A 21,217-nucleotide genomic window follows, 5' to 3' on the forward strand; every position below is an offset into this window, starting at 1 on the left:
GACTACAGCGTCACTCGATAAAGTAAAAAGTATTCACCATGCTTGATATAACTTTCTACGTTCTTGTTGAAAAGTCTGTGCTGCGCACTTGGCATCTACGAGCAGCTTGAACCCTTGAGCAAGCGAGTCCCCTTAAAAACCTTCGCCCTTCAAAAAGCCCTGAATCTGCCCCTTGTGATCTAACACGGCTACCCAGTCTTGCCGGGCAACTATGGGTAGATATAACCACTGCGCCATATCCGCACCCTTTTCAGCTGCCAGCTTGCGAGCGGCGTCTTCTTGGCTCGGCTGCTTTTGCAGAAATACTGCCAAGGGTTTGGCGCGTTGTAGAGACTTTAAAGCTGCTTTACCTTCATAAGGCAAGTAAAACTCGGGACGCTCTGCGTAATCACGTCCTCCTTGCACCGATTCAAACATCACTTTCTGGCGTTCCTGTGTATTCTTGGGTTCGCGAATAGCCACGGTTATGGGCCCCAAGTACCAGCTCGGCTTTAATATTGATGGTAATAATGTAAGCGATCCACTCGCCAAATCTGATGCCAGTACAACTTTAAAACGGTCAATTTCTTGCACCAAAAATAAGGGGCGTACTTTTGAAAGGATATGAAGTCCATATCCTAAAATAAAAAGCTGAATTGCGACTATAAGAGCAAGGTCAAGTAAAATCTCAATACGCGACTTTACAGGATTAAAAATTACGATTATTAGCAAAGGACCAAAAATTACAGCAACGGCTAAAACGATGAGAAAAATATCACGGCCATCGGTAAGGCCATAAAATGGGTAGGGATACCAAAGCAAAAAAATAATCGCAGCAACCAGTACCGCTATCGCAATGCTACTTGCTAGATGGAGCACTGCTACCTTTGATGCAGCAAAGATACGTAAATGTATCAATTTTTTCTCAATACAAACACAAAACTACTTCTATTCAAAAGAACCCGTGACGCCAAATTCGGGGACTTAAATGTCCATCCGACCGATTGGTCTGATATTGATCATTACCTTTCTCGTAGTTCGGCAAATTAAGAACTGCGGGCCACAGTCCATATGCCACTAAAGCCAAAAGCAAAACTAAAAAACCTGTAACAAATCCGAATGTCAAACTACTAATAATTTTAGGTTTCACACTAGCAGTAATAGATCTATTAAAACCCTCTGTCCATCCCCAGGAAAAACCAACATAAAGCGCAATCCATAGTTGACTAGAGGGCGTTACAAGCAATCCTGAAACCAATCCATCAACAACAATTGCTATGCCAGTAGCTAGCAACGCAACCAGAATAGTTAGGCAATCAGCTCTGTTTGCGTTGGGCAAGCGGGACACCCTAATCAAGTGCCGTAAGCCCAAAAAAATCAATCCACTGAAACAAATCAGTGCTGGAATGCCCCATTCACTAGCAATCTGAAGTATCCAGTTGTGTGGATGTGCTGCAATTTGTTGAAAGCGGCCTACATGCGCAAAGTGCAGAGGTCCGGCACCCAACCAAGGCTGAGCCATTGTCATTTCTATTGCTAAACGCCATAGCGGCATGCGCGAGCTGTCAACATTTTCTACCGTGCGCGTAGCTACGTTTCCCAAAAGACCAAATGGCTGCAAGCCTAAAAATAATGGCACGCACGTATACAGTACCCAACTGGCCGCTAAGCCAACCATAGCTCCAATCAACATGTGGCAGCACCATTTAATTGCATGGTGACGGAATAAAAATAAAGCTATAAAAATTCCAACAAATAGCCCTAAAAAAGTTCCACGTCCACCCGTAACAAATAGAAGCATCCACCAACAGCTTATCAGTATCCGCAGGCCATATCTATATCGATAAAGATCAGATGAAATCGAGCCAGAACGCAATGCCAGTAGTGCCAACAAGGGCAGGCTCACCGTTTGAATATGATTAAAAAACCGATAGTTATCGAAACCGATAATCAAGTCGTTGGGATGAGCTTGTATACCTAAAGAAAGCATTGAGATATAAGCGACCAACGTATTGAAAACATAGAGGCTGCAACCGATTGTGCCAAGCACAACCAGAGTCTTCAAGGCAACCGCGCGATTTTGTGCCACTTCAGCTGCAATTGTTGATGTCAATACCACCAGCAGTATCGTAGTTGACCACTCATACAGAGCAAATTTCACTGAATAAGCTCTCAGACTGGACAAAAACCCCAAGCCTATAAAGATGGCAAGTATCCAAAGAACCAGTTTAGTAACTGGTAGTACCAGCATTAAACGTGAAAAATATATTTTAGCCTTCCACATTCGAAGCGACATGGTTATAACGCTTACGCATAGACATATAGTTAAGAGAATTCGTTGCCCGTCGTAGTATCCAGTACCTGTTAGATTTTGTAATGGCAACAATGGGGTTGCTGCAATAACTAAACCCACGAAAAGAACTACCAGTGGTGTTTGAGAAAAATAGTGAATAAAGTTTTTTTGCTGCACAACAATGCGACTGTTTTAGCTCAAGCGAATTTAGACAAAATGACACTAAAATGTCTAAGCCAAAAAAAAGCAGGCTTATGCCTGCTTTTTCAAGAATTTAAAATCTACTGGTGTAATTAGGTACCTGTAGTATTGCCCCGGCAGCTAGCTGGCAAGAATTTCTGCAATAAGTTAGTACCTGCACCGCCGCATGTCCACTCAATAGAGCCACCCAATGGAACTGTAGACGTACCGCCTGAACCTGGCGTAGTAGTCGTAGGTGCAGTACCAGCGACCCCTGCAAGTGCAGTTCCACCTGACTTAGGAACTAAGGTTACGGTATCTGCACTAGTAGTTCCACCAGCACGACTTGTATACGCAATAGAAATAACACCAGTTGTTGGAGCTATTGCAATGCTGGCAACGTTAGGAGTAGCGGTAGGAGCCGTCCAACCGGCATACAAACCATTGCCGTTAGCAGCATTTTCAGAAACTGCTGTTTTGGCCGAACTTGAAAGAGAAAGACCTTCCGTCACGCGTGCGCGGACAGTGTAATCCTGGTAAGCCGGCAAAGCCACAGCAGCCAAAATACCGATAATCGCCACAACGATCATCAATTCGATCAGGGTGAAACCCTTTTGAGCCATTTGCATAGAACGCTTCATGAGAAAACTCCTTGGTTGGAAAAAACTTGCCATGAATTATTGCAGGTTGTGTGCCAACTTTTCAAAGTTGTTTTCAGGGCTGAAAAAAGTGTTTTTCGTCACATCTGAAGCAACCAAGTTACCTTCCTTGTCACAACCCAAAAGCAGCACCGACATTTTTGTCACTTGATGCAAACCGACCGCACCATTTTCAGATCGGTCAGGCCCATCAGCACTTTTCCCCTACCGTCCCTCTTCAGCGTGCGCATGCCGCTGTTCACGGCGCTTGAAAACAATTCGGCCACGCGGGCGCGTTGCTGAATCAGTTTTTTGAGTTCGTCGTCAGCCACCATCAGCGCGTGCAGGCCGATGCGGCCTTTGTAGCCCGACTGGCCACATTTTGTCGCAACCGACCGCCCGGTACAGCGTGAACTGGCTTTGCTGGCCGAATTGCCTGCGCCAGTCGTCGAGCAGCCTTTGCGCCTCGCCGCCGGGGTCGGCTTTCCAGGCGTCGGTGTGGCGCAGTTCTTCGGCGTATTTGCGCACGAACGCCTTGATTTCCTGCGCGTCGGGTGTGGGAGTTGGCGGAAATAAAGCGCCTCGAATTCAGGGCTACGGTCTTGCGGCGCCAGCTTGAGTTCTTCAAAAACTTCGATCTGCCGGTCGTAGGCAAGGGTGTCGCTGGGGTTGGCTGCCGTCAAAACTCAAACTCCTGCCCGGCACTCAGCCATTCAATGGCGTTCACTGCCCGCATCGCAGCCGGGCTGACGGGTAGCTGTCGCTGTATTTCGTCCATGATGCGCTGCGTCTCGGCAGGCTTGGTATGGGTGATGTAGACAGGGTAGTTCTTGCCAGGCTCAATGCAGCCCAGTTCAGCCACCAGCGATTCGGGGCATAGATGCAGGCTGCGTTTTGCAAGCTTTTCCTGGCAGTTGCTGAAAGTGGTTTCAATCACCAGCATGGCAACGTCCATCTGGTTCAGCCGCGCCCACAAGGCGGGGTTGCGCTCGGTGTCGCCGGTAAAAACCCAGTAGCCCTGACCGGTTGTCACGGCGTAGCCGACCGCCGGCACGGTATGCACGGCGGGCAGCACCTCTACGCGCTTGCCGGCCAGCAAGAGGGTCTGGCCAATCTCCAGCGGGTGAAAATTGATGAATGGCGCTGAGGGCGTTGGAATTTGTGAAAAATCGGGCCAGATGACGTTGTTGAAGATATGCGTTTTCAGGGCGTCAATTGTGGCTTGCAGGGCATGAACCTGCAGCGGCTTGCCATGACGCGATGACGCAGCAGCGTCCACCATCAGCGGCAGCGCGGCAATATGATCCAGATGCGAATGGGTAAGAAGCACATGGTCAACCGCAGCCATTTCATCCAGCGTGAGGTCGCCCACGCCAGTTCCGGCGTCGACCAGCAAGTCATGGTCGAGCAAAAAAGACGTGGTGCGGCAGCTCCTGGCAATCGACCCGGAGCATCCAAGGACACGTATCTTCACGGGGTGGCTCCGGTGCCCCTTGTGGACAGGAAAAAGAACGCTGGATGCACCGCAGCGCTTCTCAGTGCTGGACGAACTGCATCTGCGTGCCCGCCAGCTCGATGATGTCGCCGTTTGTCAGCGTCATGGGCACAATGCCCAGCAAGACACCGTTAAGGACAGGCCGGCTGGCACCGTCGAGATGCGCAACGACAAAGCCTTCCGGGTTTCTGGTGATGGTGGCAATGGCTACGCCGGGCTTGCCAATGGTCGTCACGGGTTTGACCAGGGCCATTTCCCGACCGGCAGCCGGCCCTGAGATGACCTTGATGGCGGCATTGAGGGCGCTCGCGCCCGGCGTCACGGAGAGTAAAGAGCCCACCGCGCCAGCTTCATCGACGTACTGGATGCGGTATTTGCCAATTTCGATCACGTCGCTGTTTTTCAGCAGCTGCTTTTTGACGGTCTTGCCATTGATATAGGTGCCGTTGGTGCTGTTCAAGTCTTCAATAAAGGTTTCGCTGCCCAATACCTGCACAAGGGCGTGCTCACCACTCACGCCCAGATGGTCAATGACGATGTCGTTGTAGGGCCTGCGGCCCAGGGTGACACGGTCTTTTGTCAACTGGACTTCCCGGAGGACGACGCCGTCCAGGGAGATGATCATTTTCGGCATGGCTGAATCCTGTTGTGAATCTTGATGGGGTGGGTGTGCTAGTTTCCAGGCATTCTGGACAGCAGCCCGCGCTTGTCTGTGTCATCCAGCGCTTGTACCAGCAGGACTGAAATATTATCGTGCCCGCCGGCCTGGTTTGCAGCAGCCACCAGTTGAGCGGCTTTTTGCGGGAGGGTGTGCGTGCCGGCCAGAATCGCGGCGATGGCTCCATGCTTGATCATGTCCGACAGCCCGTCTGAACACATCAGATACAGATCGCCCGGTTTCACCGGATGCTCGTTGATTTCAGGCTGCACCACATCTTCAATCCCCAGGGCGCGCGTGATCAGGTTCTTGTTGGGGGATATCAAGGCCTGCTCGGGCGTCAACAAGCCGGCGTCCACCTGCTCTTGCAGCAGCGAATGGTCTTTGGTGATCTGGACGAGCGACTGGTCGCGCAAACGGTAGCAGCGCGAGTCGCCAATGTGGCCAAGTATCAGCCGATCTTCCTGAAAAATACCGACCACCAGCGTGGTGCCCATGCCTTCATAGTCGGGGTTGGCCCAAGCGGCGCTGAAAATTGAATGGTTGGCGTTTTCGACACAGATTTCCAGCATCCGGCGGATTTCGCCGAACTGGGCTTGGGGACTTTGCAACAGCCAGCGCCCCAGTTCAAGGTTGATGAAGGTGACGGCCATCGTGCTGGCAACCTCGCCCGCCTTGTAGCCACCCATGCCGTCGGCCAGCAAGCACACGCCGGTTTGCGCATCAAACACCAAGGCGTCTTCATTGTTCCGGCGTACGCGCCCCCGGTCTGTTTGAGCGCAAATTTCGTACATCATCATGGTCGTGCTGGGGGTCTGACATCTGGCTGCCGGGGCAAAATTTGCGCCGGGACAGCTCTGGTTTTTCCGAACTCTCCGGCTTGAAAGTCAACTGCATCAAGCCGGATTGAAGGTGGAGATTATCAGCCCCCGTCATACGGAACAAGCAACTATTGCACGACTTTCAGAGTGCGCTGATGCGAATAAATACGGCCTGACCCGGCAGCGCAAGCACTGCACGGATCAGGCCGAAAGGCATACCTCAGGCTGCAGCGGCGGGCTTTTGACGCGACTGCATGAATTTGCCAATGGCCAGCACCAGCAGCGCACCAGCGGCGGCCACCACATAACCCCAAAAATCGGCCTCTGGCAGGTAAGGCTTGATGGCCGGATCGGAGTAAGCCATCTGGCCGGCAATCCAGCCCAGCAGCATGGCGCCCAACGTAATAACGACCGGAAACCGCGCCATCAGCTTGAGCACCAGCTGACTGCCGGCGACGATGATGGGAATACTCACCAGCAGGCCAAAAATAACCAGCGCCAACTGGTGATCCTGGTGCGCGCCCTGCGCAGCGCCGGCGATCGCCAGGACGTTATCGACACTCATGACCAGGTCGGCAATGATCACGGTCTTGACGGCCGCCCAGAGCTTGTCGCTTGAGCTGACGTTGTGATCGTCTTCCGCTTCAGGCTGCAACAGCTTCACGCCAATCCAGAGCAGCAAAACGGCCCCGACAATCTTGAGGTAGGGAATGGCGAGCAAGGCCAGCGCAAAGGCAATCAGGATCACGCGCAGGATGATGGCGCCTGCAGTGCCATAAATAATGCCTCGGGTGCGCAGCTTGTCCGGCAGGTTTCGGCAGGCCAATGCAATCACCACTGCGTTGTCGCCACCCAGCAGGATGTCAATCATGATGATCTGGCCGACCGCCAGCCAGAAGCTCGCCGTCATGAACTCTTCCATGGAAACCTCTTCAGAAATGAAAAAACCGATTGTCAACGATGACAACCGGTCTTTCTATTGTGGCTAACCGCAGTAAGCGCCAGTTTTCGGCGCGCCATGCGGTTGTACGCGCCCGTTTACAGCAGGGCTTTGAGCAGTTTTGCCATTTCTGACGGATTGCGCGTGATGGTGAAGCCGCAGGCTTCCATGATGGCCAGCTTGGCATCAGCCGTGTCGGCGCCGCCAGAAATCAAGGCACCCGCATGGCCCATGCGCTTGCCGGCCGGAGCCGTCACGCCGGCGATGAAGCCGACGATGGGTTTTTTCATGTTGAGCTTGCACCATTCAGCGGCTTCGGCTTCGTCCGGGCCGCCGATTTCGCCAATCATGATGACGGCGTCGGTGTCCGGGTCTTCATTGAAGGCGCGCATCACGTCGATGTGCTTCAGGCCATTGATCGGGTCGCCGCCAATGCCGACGGCGGTGGACTGGCCCAGACCGATTTCGGTCAGTTGCGCCACGGCTTCGTAGGTCAGCGTGCCGGAGCGGCTCACGACGCCGATGCGGCCGGCGCGGTGGATGTGGCCGGGCATGATGCCGATCTTGATCTCGTCAGGCGTGATCAGGCCGGGGCAGTTGGGGCCGAGCAGCAGCGTGCGCTTGCCGCCAGCGGCTTCCTTGGCCTTCATGCGGTTGCGCACTTCGAGCATGTCCTTGACCGGGATGCCTTCGGTGATGCAGATGGCCAGGTCGAGGTTGGCTTCAACGGCTTCCCAGATGGCAGCCGCAGCGCCGGCAGGCGGCACGTAGATCACCGACACGGTCGCGCCAGTGGCATTGGCCGCTTCGCTCACGTTGGCAAAAATCGGGATGCCTTCGAAGTCTTCGCCTGCCCGCTTGGGGTTCACGCCCGCCACAAAGGCTTCGCGGCCATTGGCGTAGTCGCGGCACATGCGGGTGTGGAATTGACCGGTCTTGCCGGTAATGCCCTGCGTGATGACTTTGGTGTTTTTGTTGATGTAGATCGACATGGGGTTACCTGTTCAGTGGGGGACAGTGCTGGCCTGCTGCGCAGTCTGCGGTCTGTCCCGCAAAATTATTTCGATACAGCTTCGACGATTTTGGTGGCGGCGTCGGCCATGGTGTCTGCGGCAATGATCGGCAAACCGGAGTCGGCCAGCATTTTCTTGCCCAGGTCTTCGTTGGTGCCCTTCATGCGCACAACCAGCGGCACGTTCAGGTTCACGGCCTTGCAGGCGGCAATGATGCCGTCGGCAATCGTGTCGCACTTCATGATGCCGCCGAAGATGTTGACCAGAATGCCCTTGACTTCAGGGTTTTTCAGCATGATCTTGAAGGCTTCGGTGACTTTTTCAGCCGTCGCGCCGCCGCCCACGTCCAAAAAGTTGGCCGGCTCGCCGCCGAACAGCTTGATGGTGTCCATGGTCGCCATGGCCAGGCCGGCGCCGTTGACCAGGCAGCCGATGTTGCCGTCCAGGCTGATATAGGCCAGGTCAAATTTGCTGGCTTCGACTTCAGCCGGGTCTTCTTCGTCCAGATCGCGATAAGCCACGATGTCCGCGTGGCGGAACAATGCGTTCGGGTCAAAGTTGAACTTGGCGTCCAGCGCCATCAACTCGTTCTTGCTGTTGCGGTTCAGCGGGTTGATCTCGACCAGCGATGCGTCGGTGTCCATGTAGCACTTGTAGAGCTTCTGGAAGATGTCCACGGCCTGGGCGGTGCATTCTGCAGGCAGGCCAATGCCGTTGGCGATCTTCGTGGCTTGCTCGGCGTCCAGACCGGTCAGCGGATCGATGAACTCGGTGATGATTTTCTCGGGGGTGGAATGCGCCACTTCCTCGATGTCCATGCCGCCTTCGCTCGATGCGATGAAGGCGATTTTTTGCGTGGCGCGGTCAGTCACCAGGGAAACGTAGTATTCCTTCTGGATGTCAGCGCCGTCTTCGATGTACAGGCGGCGAACCTTCTGGCCTTCGGGGCCGGTCTGGTGCGTAACCAGTTGCATGCCCAGAATTTCGCCAGCGATGCGCTTGACGTCTTCAATCGTCTTGGCGACTTTCACGCCGCCGCCCTTGCCGCGTCCACCAGCGTGGATTTGCGCCTTGACCACCCACACCGGGCCGCCGAGCTTTTGTGCGGCTTCCACCGCCTCTTGCACCGTGAACGCAGGAATGCCGCGCGGCACTGGTACACCAAAATTGCGCAAGATTTCCTTGCCTTGGTACTCGTGAATTTTCATGAAAAACCTTCAGGATTCAGTAAGAAGAGGGGTGCAACAGAAGCTGGACAAGGCTGTTGGAAAGTAAAAAACAGGCCATATCGGCGCAAAACCAGCATGTTAGCGTTTACTGCAGGCAGCAAGGCAGAACTGTATCATGCTGCGACGCACCAAACTTATGTGGTTCTTACACACACAAGCGCGCGAAACTGAACCCGAACCCGAAATAATGACCCTGCAAAACAGTGGTTTTTAGCTGAAAGTATTTATGCCAAAAATTTTTATCGACGGCGAAGCCGGCACCACCGGACTGCAAATTCGTGAACGGCTGCAAGCCATGCCGCACATTGAGCTGGTCAGTATTGCGCCCGAGTTGCGCAAAGACCCCGCCGCCAAGCGCGACCTGATGGCGCAGGTTGACCTAGTGATCTTGTGCCTGCACGACGACGCGGCGCGCGAATCGGTCGCCATGATCGACTCGCTGCCCGGCAAAAAGCCCAAGATCATCGACGCTTCGACCGCGCACCGCACGGCGCCGGGCTGGGTGTTCGGGTTTCCCGAACTGAGGGCCGGCCAGCGCGAAGCCGTCATCGCAGCTGACCGCGTGGCCAACCCCGGTTGTTACGCCACCGGCGCGATTGCGCTGATTCGTCCACTGGTTGATGCAGGCCTGATGCCAGCCGACTTTCCTCTGAGCCTGCCGTCCATCAGCGGTTATTCAGGCGGCGGTCGCCAGATGATCGAGGCCTATGAAGCCGGCACCGCGCCGGCGTTTGAGCTGTACGGGCTGAGCCTGGAACACAAGCACCTGCCCGAAATCATGCAGTACACCGGCATGCGCCGCCGGCCAGTGTTCATTCCGTCAGTGGGCAATTTCATCCAGGGCATGCTGGTGCAGTTGCCGCTGCACCTGGACTTGTTGCCCGACCAGCCAAGCGCTGCGTGCCTGCATGACGTGCTGGCCAGCCACTATGCGGGCAGCGAATGGGTCACCGTGGAAGCCGCGCCCGAATCGGGCAAGCTCGATGCGCTGGCGCTCAAGGACACCAACAAAATGGAATTGCGCGTGTTTGGCAACGACAGCTACCGCCATGCCGTGCTGGTGGCGCGGCTGGACAATTTGGGCAAGGGCGCATCGGGTGCAGCAGTGCAAAACCTCAAGCTCATGCTGGAGCTTTAAGCCGCGTCTGCCCGAGCGCATTGGCTTTGCAGCCAGCCAAACGAGCTTTCATTGTCAAAAAGGCACCTTGCGCAGACCCCACCTGCGCAGGCAGCTATTGATTCAGTAGCAAATCCTGGCTAGCGAACACTTTTTCATCCAGCCACTGAAGGAGTAATGCCCCAAACGAAGAAACCGCCCATGAGGCGGTTTCTTCTTTGAGGTGACTACAAAACCCCTGCCGGCTTACGCTGGACTGTGCCAGCGCTTGTCGTCAGGCGTTGTGTCTTGCGCTTGCTTCTTGGGTGTCAAGTGCAATCACACACGCTGCCATGCATCGCGCGTAGCCTGGCTGGCCTGATCCCACGTCAGGCGGGAGGCACCGCGATGCTGTTCCCAGTCGCTTTGCAGCATGGTTTGAGCCTCTTCGTAGCTCTTGCCTGCATGACGAGCGCGGCTTTCGTAGCCCAGGCGGTAAGCGGGCGAATAATCTTCGTCGTAGCCGTAGCCTTGCACGTAGCCGGGGCGCGTGCTGTAAGCCGTACGCCAGTAATCATCTTCAGCAACCGGATTGACGGCGCTGGCAACGCCTTTGCCAGCAGCAGCACCAGCCAGGCCGCCTACAGCAGCGCCTACGGCCATGCCGACCGGGCCGCCGACAGCGCCCACCATGGCATCCGTGGCTGCGCCGGTTCCGGCACCCACGCCGGTGCCCAGGTTGTGATCGCCCACTTCATCGTGGCGCTTGGAATTAACGGCTTCTCCTGTGCCCTTGCCGGCCATGTGACCTGCACCGGCACCCACTGCCGCACCTACGATGGCACCTACCGGCCCTGCAATTGAGCCTACAGCCGCACCTGCCAGTGCGCCGCCGCCAGTGCCTGCACCTGAAGCAAGGTGGTGCTCCTGCAGGTCATCGCCCCTCTTTGGATTGGCAACTTCGCCCACGCCCTCGCCAGCCTTGTGACCCGCAACGGCACCAATTGCGGCACCGGCGACCATTCCAACCGGCCCGGCAACAGCACCTGCAGCAGCACCGGCCAGTGCGCCGCCGCCAGCTCCAACGCCAGAGGCCAGGTTGTGATCGGTCAGTCGGTCGGTTGGGTCAGGGTTGACCACTTCAGCGGCACCGCGACCCGCCATGCCGCCAGCTGCCGCGCCAATGGCTGCGCCAGCGGCCATGCCGATAGGGCCGCCAATGGCACCCACCGAAGCGCCTGCAAGGGCGCCGCCCGAAGCACCCACGGTGGTGCCGACGGCATGCTCTTCAGGCGCGCCGCCTTCGGTAGGATTTGCGTTTTCAGCAACACTCTTGCCAGCCAAGCCTCCGGCAATGGCACCAATGGCACCGCCAATCACAGTACCCACCGGGCCTGCGACCATGGTGCCAATAGCAGCGCCCGTCACAGCGCCGCCAGATGCGCCGACACCTGTGCCGAGGGGGTGAGAGCCGGGTGCGCCGGTGATGATGTCTTCGTTGCGGGGATTGCTATCGCTCATGGGTAGCTCCTTAGGCTGGACTGTTATTAGTAAGCTGCAGCCAGACTTTGCTGGATACAGCGCCGGTCGGCACAGTGTTTTTATTAATCACTGCTGCGTCTTCCCGGCACTCCAATGTGCCCTGAAGCGCCAGACTGAATTGTCAGAAAGAGGCTTGTCAAGTTGTCGGCTTGTCGAGACTGGTGATGTCAGCAGGCTGTTTCAGCCAGCGCTGCCAGGACTGCTGCTCAATCAATGGGTGACTCCGCGCCGTCTTCCCCGGCAGCGCTGGCCGCGTTGCGAAGCACGCGGCGCACTGCATCGGCCGAGAATCCGCGTGTCAGCAAAAACCGCATCTGGCGGGCCTGGCCGGCAGCGTCAAGGGCAGGCACGCCAAACTTGCGCTGCCAGACCTGCTGCACCCGCTCCGGCTCGCCCTCCTTGAGCTGCGCCACAGCTGCGGCCACCGCTTCGGCGCCCAACCCTTTGTTCAGCAGCTCGTACTTGATACGCGCCGCGCCAAAGCGGCTGGCGCGGCGGTTGATCACCGATTCAACAACCCGCGCCTCGCTGATGAAATCTTTCGCTTGAAGGTCATCAAGCACCTGCGCCAGCTGGCCGGGCGTTTCCTCGTGGTCTTTCAGCTTGCGTTCCAGCTCGGCGCGCGAATGCTCGCGGCCGGCCAGGTAACGCAGGGCGCGGCCCTTGAGCGACAGGCCAAAGCCCGCACGGGCGGCGGGTTTGGCTTGGCTCATGGGGCGGCTCCCGCGCAGGCCGGTAGTGCGCCGCGCAGAGCAGCTATGCTTTCAATAGCTGCTTGCGACCGTTCAGACTGCGCAAAAGCCTGATTTGGCATAAAAATACGGCTCAAGACTCGATCGGCGCGGCCGGTGGCAAAGGCGCCAACGGCGCTTTGTCGGCAGCCACCTTCGCAGGCTTTTCTGCCTTTTCGGCTTTCTCGGGCTTGGCAGCCTTTTCAGGCTCGGCGCTGCCTTGCGCGGGCTGAATCAGCGGAATGCCCAGCGCTTCGCGCACCTTGTTTTCGATCTCGATGGCCAGCGTCGGGTTTTCACGCAGAAATTCACGCGAGTTGTCGCGGCCCTGACCGATTTTTTCGCCGTTGTAGGCGTACCAGGCACCGGCTTTTTCAACCACATGGTTGGCCACGCCCAGGTCAAGCACTTCACCCAGCCGGCTGATGCCCTCGCCATACAAAATATCGAACTCGGCCATCTTGAACGGCGAAGCCACCTTGTTTTTCACCACCTTGACGCGGGTTTCGTTGCCGATGACCTCGTCGCCCTTCTTGATCGAGCCGATGCGGCGAATGTCCAGCCGCACCGAAGCGTAGAACTTCAGCGCATTGCCGCCGGTGGTGGTTTCGGGGCTGCCAAACATCACGCCGATTTTCATGCGGATCTGGTTGATGAAAATCACCATGCAGTTGGCCTTCTTGATGGTGGCGGTCAGCTTGCGCAGCGCCTGGCTCATCAGTCGCGCCTGCAGGCCGGGCAGCGAGTCGCCCATTTCGCCTTCCAGCTCGGCCTTGGGCGTGAGCGCCGCCACCGAGTCGATGACGATCAGGTCAACTGCACCGGAGCGGGTCAGCGAATCGACGATTTCAAGCGCCTGCTCGCCGGTGTCGGGTTGCGAGATCAGCAGTTCCTGCAGATTGACGCCGAGCTTTTGCGCGTACTGGATGTCCAGCGCATGCTCGGCATCGACAAAGGCACAGGTGCCGCCGATTTTCTGCATCTCGGCAATCACTTGCAGCGTCAGCGTGGTCTTGCCCGACGACTCAGGGCCGTAAATTTCAACCACCCGGCCGCGCGGCAAGCCGCCAACGCCGAGCGCAATGTCCAGGCCCAGCGAGCCGGTGGACACCACCTGGATGTCTTCAATCACTTCGCCGGCGCCCAGCTTCATGATGGTGCCTTTGCCAAATTGCTTTTCAATCTGGGCCAGCGCGGCGGCCAGCGCCTTGGCTTTTTCGGTGTTCAGGCCGGGGGCGGTCTTGTTCGGTGCGTCCATGACAAATTTCCTTAAAAATCAACGGGGTAAAAAGTTTTTGCACGTACTTTTCACCGGAACTTCAGCCCGGCCTTTGAAGCCGGTACTGGGTGCATGGACAGTACTTTATGGGCGTTATAGATCAAAGTAAACCCTATTTTTAGTCAGTTTGCCTGACCATAAACAGCAAAATAAAGTAGCATCGCCTGCATGCAACAAAACCCTGTTTCAAGCGCCCATGCCGCCTACGACACCACCTGGCGGCTCACCCATCTGGGCCGCCTGATGGGCCACGCCCTGCGCCGGTTTGACGAACGCGTGCTGGTGCTGATGGCCCGCACGGTCGAGGTGCCGCTGGCGCTGTCGAACCTGGCCGCGCGCGATCAGGTCGGGGCGGCGCACATCCACATCACGCGGCATTTGGCAGTGGGCGGTTCGCGCCTGACCGAGCTGGCCGCCAGCGCCGGCATGAGCAAGCAGGCAATGGGCGACCTGGTCAACCAGTGCGAAGCCTGGGGCCTGGTTCTGCGCGAAGCCGACCCCCACGACAAGCGCGCCCGGCGCGTGGTGTTCACCGAATCCGGCCTGCTGTGGCTGGAGGCTTTCCGGTGCGCCGTGGCACAGGCCGAAGCGGAGTTCCGGCAGGCGGTGGGCGACGATGTAGCCACCGTGGTGGCGCTGGGGCTGGAAGCCTATGCGCTGCATTGAGCCGCCCCTGCGCCCCGGCCAGCGATCTGCGCCGACCCGTGTATTTCCCTGACTTGCCGGGAACGTAAGCGCCTAGAATTTGAATGCTAGACAACATGCATTCCGCACGTCTCGATGCGGTCGCAATTCCAGGAGAGACAAACCATGCGTATCTTGATTGCCGAAGACGACCAGGTTCTGGCCGACGGCCTGTTGCGCACCCTGCGTGCCTCCGGCGCAGCGGCCGACCATGTAGCCAGCGGCACCGAAGCCGACGCCGCACTGCTCACCAACACTGAGTTCGATCTGCTGATCCTGGACCTGGGCCTGCCGAAAATGCACGGGCTGGAAGTGCTCAAGCGTCTGCGCGCACGCGGCTCCACATTGCCGGTGCTGATTCTGACCGCCGCCGACAGCGTGGAAGAGCGCGTCAAGGGGCTGGACTACGGCGCTGACGATTACATGGCCAAACCGTTTTCGTTGCAGGAGTTGGAGGCGCGGGTGCGCGCGCTGGTGCGGCGCGGCATGGGCGGCGCCAGCAGCACCATCAAGCACGGCCCGCTGATCTACGACCAGGCAGGCCGCGTCGCCACGATTGATGGCCAGATGCTGGAGCTGTCGGCGCGCGAGCTGGGGCTGCTCGAAGTGCTGCTGCAGCGCGCAGGCCGACTGGTCAGCAAAGACCAGCTGGTCGAACGCCTGTGCGAATGGGGCGAGGAAGTCAGCAACAACGCCATCGAGGTGTACATCCACCGGCTGCGCAAAAAGATCGAAAAAGGCCCGATCCGCATCGCCACCGTGCGCGGGCTTGGCTACTTCCTAGAAAAGATCCCAAGCTGATGCCCCCACGCTCCCCACTGCGTGTGGTTCGCTGCCCCCCGAGGGGGCCGTTTTGAGGATTTTTCAGCGCGAGCGGCGCAGCCTGTTTGGTGAAATCCTCGACTGGATGCTGACGCCGCTGCTGCTGCTGTGGCCCATTAGCCTGGTGCTGACCTGGCTGGTGGCGCAAAACATTGCCGGCAAACCCTTTGACCGGGCGCTTGAATACAACGTGCAGGCGCTGGCCAAGCTGTTGGTGGTCAAGAGCAACCAGGTTCAGTTCAACCTGACGGCGCCCGCGCGCGAAATTTTGCGTGCTGATGACACCGACCTGATCTATTACCAGGTCATGGGCACGCACGGCGAATTTTTGAGCGGTGAGCGTGACATGCCCGCGCCGCCTGACGAGGAAAAACCCGAGAACGAAGAAGTCCGGCTGCGCCAGGACTTCATTCTGGGCGAGGAAGTTCGCGTCGCCTACACCTGGATCAAGGTGGACATCAAAGGCGCCACGCCGGCCTCCGCTCCGGTGCTGGTGCAGGTGGCGGAAACGCTGGAAAAACGCAAGACGCTGGCGACCGAGATCGTCAAGGGCACGATGGTGCCGCAGTTCGTCACGCTGCCGCTGGCAGTGCTGCTGGTGTGGCTGGCGCTGGTGCGCGGCATCAAGCCGCTGGCGCAACTCGAAAAACGCATTCGCGCCCGAAAACCCGACGACATGAGCCCGCTTGATGAAACCGGCGTGCCCGAAGAAGTGGTGCCGCTGGTCGATTCTGTCAACGACTTGCTGAGCCGGCTCAAGGTCTCGCTGTCGACCCAGAAGCGCTTTCTGGCCGATGCCGCCCACCAGCTCAAGACGCCGCTGGCCGGGCTGCGCATGCAGGCCGACCTGGCGCAGCGCGAAACCAACGCCGACGATCTTAAAAAATCGCTCAAGCACATTGGCCAGTCCAGCATCCGCGCCACCCACACCGTCAACCAGTTGCTGGCGCTGGCGCGCGCCGAAACCACGGGCCGCGCGCTGGCCAAACAGCATGTAGACATGGTCAGCCTGGTGTCTGAAGTCATCGGCGACTCGGTGCCGCGCGCGCTCGACAAGAACATCGACCTCGGCTATGACGGCCCGGTGGCTGGCAGCCAAACGACCTTTCTCGAAGGCAACCCGACGCTGCTCAAGGAGCTGGTTCGCAACCTGCTCGACAACGCCATCAACTACACGCCCGCGCAAGGCCATGTCACGCTGCGGCTGATGGTCGACAGGTTCAGCGGCGTGCTGGTGCTGATCGTCGAGGATTCGGGGCCGGGCATTCCGGAGTCGGAACGCGAGCTGGTTTTCCAGCCGTTTTACCGTGCGTTAGGCACCAATGTCGATGGCTCCGGCCTGGGCTTGGCCATCGTGCAGGAAATAGCGCAGCAGCACGGTGCCTCCATCACGGTAGAAGACGCCAGCCTGCCGGGCCACTCAAACTCGCCAGGCACCCGCGTCACCTTGCGTTTTGTCGGCATGAGCTAGGCTTGGGCAGCAGAAAACTCAGGCGTGATGTTTGAATAGCCCCATAGCAGATTCGGTTTTTTGAAACTTCTGTCAACCATCCTGGTCTGTCTTCATCCTCTTACTCCTCCAAAAATCATGCCCTCCTCCAGCCGTTTGAAAATTGGTCTTTCCGCCTGCTTCTCGCACGCCGACCCGACACGCTCCATGTTTTCCGGCAAGACCCTGCAATATGTCGAGCAATCGATTGCGCACTGGCTCATGTCCTCGGGTGCGATGGTGGTGATGGTGCCGTGCCCCACCGGCAGCACCCAGCGCGGCGACGTGACCTATGCGCATTACGCCCAGTGGCTGGACGGACTGGTGCTGCACGGCGGCGCCGATGTCTGGCCGGGCAGCTATGGCGAAGTCCCGCTGGAAGAAAGATGGTCGGGCGACCATGTGCGCGACGACTACGACAAGGCGCTGGTGGCCGCTTTTGTAGCCGTTGGCAAGCCGGTGTTCGGCGTCTGCCGGGGGCTTCAGTTGCTCAATGTGGCCTATGGCGGAACGCTTTACCAGGACATCAACACCCAGGTGCCCGACTCCTTCGTTCACCGCGACGCCGACACCTACGACCTGAACTTTCACAGCGTCGATATCGTGCCCGGCACCCGGCTGTCAAGCCTGTACCCGGGCGTGGAGCGGGTTCGCGTCAACAGCATTCACCACCAGGCCATCAAAGACTTGTCGCCCGAGTTTGAAGCCGAAGCCTACAGCGTGACCGACGGCATCGTGGAAGCGATACGCCGCAAAGACCGCTCCAAAAGTTACATCGCCGCGCTGCAGTGGCACCCCGAGTTTCACAAGCCCGGCTCCGACACGATTGATGACGGCGCGGTGCTGAAAGACTTCCTGGGCGCGGTCACTGCGGCCAAAGTCGCCAAAGCCCTGCACGAACCCGCGCTTCCGCCGCAACCCTGAATCCGCCGCCTGCGCGCGCCTCACGCAAAGGGTCGCCGACACCGCCGCGCCAGTTGCGGCAGCGCCGCGCCAGTTGCGGCAGCGCCGCGCGTGTGCCGGGCATTTACGGCGGTTTGAAGAGCGAAAGCAAGCCGCTGGCGACAAAATAAGCATCAAACAGGCCTGTTGCGCAAGCAGGACGTGCGCTGGCAGCTATTAAAAAAATAGCAACCGCGCAATAGCCTGCCGCCGGCCTCAGCTCAAATGCTTGCCCACAATGCCGGCCAGCTCGAACATCGTCACTTGCGGCTTGCCGAACACCGGCAGCAGCTTGGCGTCAGCGTTGATGGCGCGCTTGTTGGCCGGGTCTTGCAGGTTCTCGGCCTTGATGTAGTCCCACAGCTTCTTGATGACCTGCGGACGCGCGACTTGCTCGGTGCCAATCACGGCGGCCAGTGCGTCGCTGGGTTTGAGCCCCGCGCCCGGCGTCGTCCTGCGGGCGACCTTCGGTTTGTCGGTCTTGACGGCGACTTTCTTGGCCGCGACCTTTTTGACGGCGACTTTTTTCGCCGCTGGCGCTGCGCCCTTGGGGGCTGATTTGGCGGCCACCGTCTTGCCGAACGGCGTTTTTACGGGCCGGTCTGCTCTTGCCGCTGCGCCCGGCTTGGGCGGAAATTTGGACGGCGCGAATTCAAAATTCACCTTGCCGGCTTCCTTGTCCCACGCCAGATGCGCCTTGAAGGCACGGCGCGTGCGCATCGAGACGAACTTGTCGAGCAAATCGGTCTTTCCGGTGCTCAAGAGTTTGACCATCTGTTCGCGCTCGATGGGCTGCTGCAGGATGACCTGGCCGGTCTTGAAATCGCAACTCGGCGTGGGCTGCGCCAGCGTGGGCACCGACTTTTCACAGACGTAATTTTTGCCCAGCTCGTACACGGCACTGGCACATTTCGGGCAAGCGCCCAAAGACGCCTGATTGCCAAACTCTACGATCTCGCCGCTATCTGCGTTCTTGTCGTCGCCAAAATCGAATTCGAGCTTGTAGTTTTTCGTTTCCTCGTCGAACTTCAAGACCATTTCGGCGGTGAAAGGCCAGCCTGCTTTGGAGCGAAAACCTTCAAGTGGGCCGATTTTGTGGTCGGTCAGGAATTTTTCGACTTCAGCGGTTTCAAAGGTGCGGCCGGCCGGGGTTTTGCCGAAGCTGAAGCCGCAGCCCTCAAAGCTGTCGGTGTTGCCGACGCAGGCGTAGCGGCGGTAGTTTTCCTTCATCACGCCGCCGCAGTTCGGGCAGCGCGCCTGCAGCGTGGCGTAGTCGCCGGGAACGCTGTCGCGGCTGTAGCCCTTGGCTTTTTCGACCAGGTTTTTCGTCATGGCGGCAATCTCTGCCATGAAGGTTTCCCGGCTGAGCTTGCCCTGCTCCATCTGCGCCAGCTTGTATTCCCACTCGCCGGTCAGCGCGGCTTTGGACAACTCCTGCACATCCAGGCCGCGCAGCAGCGTCATCAGCTGGAACGCCTTGGCCGTCGGAATCAGCTCGCGGCCTTCACGCAGCATGTACTTTTCGGCGATCAGGCCTTCAATCGTTGCAGCGCGGGTCGCGGGCGTGCCGAGGCCTTTTTCCTGCATGGCCGCGCGCAGCTCTTCGTCGTCAATCGTCTTGCCCGCGCCTTCCATTGCGCCCAGCAGCGTCGCTTCGCTGTATCTAGCCGGTGGTCGGGTTTTCAGGCCCTTGACATCGACCGCTTCAAGGCCGACACGTTCGCCGGGGTTGACCGGCACCAGATTTTGGCCCTTGTCGCCTTCTTTGGCGTCCGCCACTTCACCGGCGGCTTCCTTGCCGTAAATCGCCAGCCAGCCCGGCTTGACCAGCACCTTGCCTTCGGTCTTGAAGCTGTGGCCGACTGACAGCGAAATACGCGTCGTGACGAGGTATTCGGCATTCGGGAAAAACACCGCCATGAAGCGGCGCACCACCAGGTCATAGAGCTTTTGCTCGGCTTCTGACAAGCCGCTGGGCGCTTGCAGCGTCGGGATGATGGCAAAGTGGTCGCTGACCTTGGCATTGTCAAAAATGCGCTTGGTCGGCTTGACATAGTTGCCCTGCAGCGCCGTGGCGGCGTGCGGTGCCAAGTGGCGCATGTCGCTGTTCGCCAGCATCTCGAAGGTCTGTTTGACCACCGGCACATAGTCTTCGGGCAGCGCGCGCGAGTCGGTACGCGGATAGGTCAGCGCCTTGTGGCGCTCGTACAGGCTCTGGGCGATTTGCAGCGTGGTCTTGGCTGAAAAGCCGAACTTGCCGTTGGCTTCGCGCTGCAGGGAGGTCAAATCAAACAGCAATCCCGGCCCTTGCGTGGTGGGCCGCGATTCCTCGGTCACGGTGGCGGTCTGGCCGCGCACGGCGTCGGCAATGGCTTTGGCTTCGCGCTCGGTCCAGAGCCGGTCGGCTTTCAGTTCGGCGTCCGGCTCTGCGCCTTCGCCGGTGGCGGCGTTGGCGGTGGCGCGCTTCCATTTCGGGTCAAACCACTTGCCGGGGTACTCGCCGGCTTCAGCGCCAAACGTGGCATGAATTTCCCAGTAGTCTCTAGAAACGAACTTGCGGATTTTTTCCTCGCGCTCGACCACCACCGACAGCGTCGGCGTTTGCACCCGGCCTACCGTGGTCAAAAAGAAACCGCCGTCGCGTGAATTGAAGGCCGTCATGGCACGCGTGCCGTTAATCCCGACCAGCCAGTCGGCCTCGGAGCGGCAACGCGCCGCGTCGGCCAGCGGCAGCATCTGCGCGTCACTGCGCAGCGCGGCAAAACCGTCACGAATGGCGGCCGGCGTCATCGACTGCAGCCACAGCCGCCTCACCGGGTGTTTGCTCTTGGCGTATTGCTGGATCAGCCGGAAGATCAGCTCGCCCTCACGGCCCGCGTCGCAGGCATTGACCAGCGCGACCACGTCTTTGCGCTTGGTCAGCTTGACGATGGCGTTGAGCCGCGTCTTGGTCTTGTCCATCGGCTTGAGGTCAAAGTACGGCGGAATCACCGGCAGGTTGGCAAAACTCCACTTGCCGCGCTTCACGTCGAACTCTTCAGGCGCCTGGATTTCGACCAGGTGGCCGACGGCTGAGGTGATGACCCAGTCGTCGCTTTCAAAATACTCGTCGTGCTTGTCGAACTTGCCTGCCGTGGGCGTCAGCGCCCGAACGATGTCTTGCGCGACCGAAGGTTTTTCGGCAATTACCAGTGTTTTCATAAATACGTTTCTACTATTTTTCATCTTCGGGGAAAAATTTCCCCGCTTTGCGCCAACGCGGCTTTTGTCGAGTGTGTGGGCCAGAAAGCGGCTGTCAGGTTCAGCCAAGGGGCGTCATTACAATACCGCTGTCTCGCGCATGTACGCGCGCCGGGGCGCACGCACACACATGAATTAACCATACC

Annotated in this window: 19 protein-coding genes; 5 read left to right on the plus strand and 14 right to left on the minus strand. The window is 58.3% G+C overall.

From position 1 onward, the window contains the following. Nucleotides 1-132: 132 nt before the first annotated feature. The 10 genes from RCH06_RS04235 to sucC form a co-directional block, all read right to left on the minus strand. The gene (locus RCH06_RS04235; protein WP_327080189.1) at nt 133-897 is read right to left on the minus strand and encodes a pilus assembly protein; all 765 of its coding nucleotides are present in this window, start codon (nt 895-897) and stop codon (nt 133-135) included. A gap of 34 nt (nt 898-931) precedes the next feature. Further along, complete coding sequence (locus RCH06_RS04240) at nt 932-2,140, minus strand: O-antigen ligase family protein (RefSeq protein ID WP_327080190.1); 1,209 nt, start codon at nt 2,138-2,140, stop codon at nt 932-934. Nucleotides 2,141-2,565: 425 nt separating this feature from the next. Then, on the minus strand, nt 2,566-3,093 hold the full coding sequence (locus RCH06_RS04245; protein ID WP_327080191.1) for a pilin: 528 nt from the start codon (nt 3,091-3,093) through the stop codon (nt 2,566-2,568). Nucleotides 3,094-3,254: 161 nt separating this feature from the next. Continuing rightward, nucleotides 3,255-3,773, minus strand: a complete 519-nt coding sequence (locus tag RCH06_RS04250) for an ATPase, T2SS/T4P/T4SS family (protein WP_327080192.1) — start codon at nt 3,771-3,773, stop codon at nt 3,255-3,257. Next, nucleotides 3,770-4,564, minus strand: coding sequence for a 3',5'-cyclic-nucleotide phosphodiesterase (locus RCH06_RS04255; RefSeq protein WP_327080193.1), 795 nt, complete (start codon nt 4,562-4,564; stop codon nt 3,770-3,772). The genes RCH06_RS04250 and RCH06_RS04255 overlap by 4 nt, the downstream gene beginning before the upstream one ends. Nucleotides 4,565-4,625: 61 nt before the next feature. Beyond that, nucleotides 4,626-5,219 carry an FHA domain-containing protein gene (locus RCH06_RS04260; protein WP_327080194.1) on the minus strand — a complete coding sequence of 198 codons (594 nt, stop codon included), beginning with the start codon at nt 5,217-5,219 and terminating at the stop codon, nt 4,626-4,628. A gap of 38 nt (nt 5,220-5,257) precedes the next feature. Further along, nucleotides 5,258-6,040, minus strand: coding sequence for a Stp1/IreP family PP2C-type Ser/Thr phosphatase (locus tag RCH06_RS04265; protein ID WP_327080349.1), 783 nt, complete (start codon nt 6,038-6,040; stop codon nt 5,258-5,260). 244 nt (nt 6,041-6,284) lie between these two features. Beyond that, nucleotides 6,285-6,986, minus strand: coding sequence for a TerC family protein (locus RCH06_RS04270; RefSeq protein WP_327080195.1), 702 nt, complete (start codon nt 6,984-6,986; stop codon nt 6,285-6,287). A gap of 116 nt (nt 6,987-7,102) precedes the next feature. Beyond that, nucleotides 7,103-7,996 (minus strand): succinate--CoA ligase subunit alpha, encoded by an 894-nt coding sequence (gene sucD / locus RCH06_RS04275; RefSeq protein WP_327080196.1) that lies wholly within the window; start codon nt 7,994-7,996, stop codon nt 7,103-7,105. Nucleotides 7,997-8,061: 65 nt separating this feature from the next. After that, on the minus strand, nt 8,062-9,225 hold the full coding sequence (sucC, locus tag RCH06_RS04280) for an ADP-forming succinate--CoA ligase subunit beta (protein WP_327080197.1): 1,164 nt from the start codon (nt 9,223-9,225) through the stop codon (nt 8,062-8,064). A gap of 247 nt (nt 9,226-9,472) precedes the next feature. Here sucC and argC point away from each other — a divergent pair, with 247 nt between their 5' ends. After that, nucleotides 9,473-10,384, plus strand: a complete 912-nt coding sequence (gene argC / locus RCH06_RS04285; protein WP_327080198.1) for an N-acetyl-gamma-glutamyl-phosphate reductase — start codon at nt 9,473-9,475, stop codon at nt 10,382-10,384. Between the two features lie 297 nt (nt 10,385-10,681). On the opposite strand, the gene RCH06_RS04290 is transcribed toward argC, so the two are convergent. The 3 genes from RCH06_RS04290 to recA all read right to left on the minus strand — a co-directional run bounded on the left by RCH06_RS04290 (nt 10,682) and on the right by recA (nt 13,873). Continuing rightward, the gene (locus RCH06_RS04290) at nt 10,682-11,863 is read right to left on the minus strand and encodes a hypothetical protein (protein ID WP_327080199.1); all 1,182 of its coding nucleotides are present in this window, start codon (nt 11,861-11,863) and stop codon (nt 10,682-10,684) included. Nucleotides 11,864-12,090: 227 nt separating this feature from the next. After that, nucleotides 12,091-12,597 carry a recombination regulator RecX gene (recX, locus tag RCH06_RS04295; protein ID WP_327080200.1) on the minus strand — a complete coding sequence of 169 codons (507 nt, stop codon included), beginning with the start codon at nt 12,595-12,597 and terminating at the stop codon, nt 12,091-12,093. Nucleotides 12,598-12,709: 112 nt separating this feature from the next. After that, nucleotides 12,710-13,873 (minus strand): recombinase RecA, encoded by a 1,164-nt coding sequence (gene recA / locus RCH06_RS04300; protein ID WP_327080201.1) that lies wholly within the window; start codon nt 13,871-13,873, stop codon nt 12,710-12,712. Between the two features lie 189 nt (nt 13,874-14,062). Here recA and RCH06_RS04305 point away from each other — a divergent pair, with 189 nt between their 5' ends. The 4 genes from RCH06_RS04305 (at nt 14,063) to RCH06_RS04320 (ending at nt 17,813) form a co-directional block, all read left to right on the plus strand. Continuing rightward, the gene (locus RCH06_RS04305; protein ID WP_327080202.1) at nt 14,063-14,560 is read left to right on the plus strand and encodes a MarR family winged helix-turn-helix transcriptional regulator; all 498 of its coding nucleotides are present in this window, start codon (nt 14,063-14,065) and stop codon (nt 14,558-14,560) included. Nucleotides 14,561-14,704: 144 nt separating this feature from the next. Beyond that, the gene (locus tag RCH06_RS04310) at nt 14,705-15,379 is read left to right on the plus strand and encodes a response regulator transcription factor (protein ID WP_327080203.1); all 675 of its coding nucleotides are present in this window, start codon (nt 14,705-14,707) and stop codon (nt 15,377-15,379) included. Nucleotides 15,380-15,431: 52 nt separating this feature from the next. Beyond that, the gene (locus tag RCH06_RS04315) at nt 15,432-16,871 is read left to right on the plus strand and encodes a sensor histidine kinase (RefSeq protein WP_327080204.1); all 1,440 of its coding nucleotides are present in this window, start codon (nt 15,432-15,434) and stop codon (nt 16,869-16,871) included. Between the two features lie 117 nt (nt 16,872-16,988). Then, nucleotides 16,989-17,813: a gamma-glutamyl-gamma-aminobutyrate hydrolase family protein gene (locus tag RCH06_RS04320; RefSeq protein WP_327080205.1), complete on the plus strand. Its 825-nt coding sequence runs from the start codon at nt 16,989-16,991 to the stop codon at nt 17,811-17,813. Nucleotides 17,814-18,047: 234 nt separating this feature from the next. On the opposite strand, the gene RCH06_RS04325 is transcribed toward RCH06_RS04320, so the two are convergent. Beyond that, complete coding sequence (locus tag RCH06_RS04325) at nt 18,048-21,032, minus strand: DNA topoisomerase III (protein WP_327080206.1); 2,985 nt, start codon at nt 21,030-21,032, stop codon at nt 18,048-18,050. Nucleotides 21,033-21,217 lie beyond the last annotated feature (185 nt).

Origin of the sequence: Polaromonas sp. CG_9.5, from assembly GCF_035984465.1 — a bacterium.
GTDB lineage: Bacteria > Pseudomonadota > Gammaproteobacteria > Burkholderiales > Burkholderiaceae_C > Polaromonas.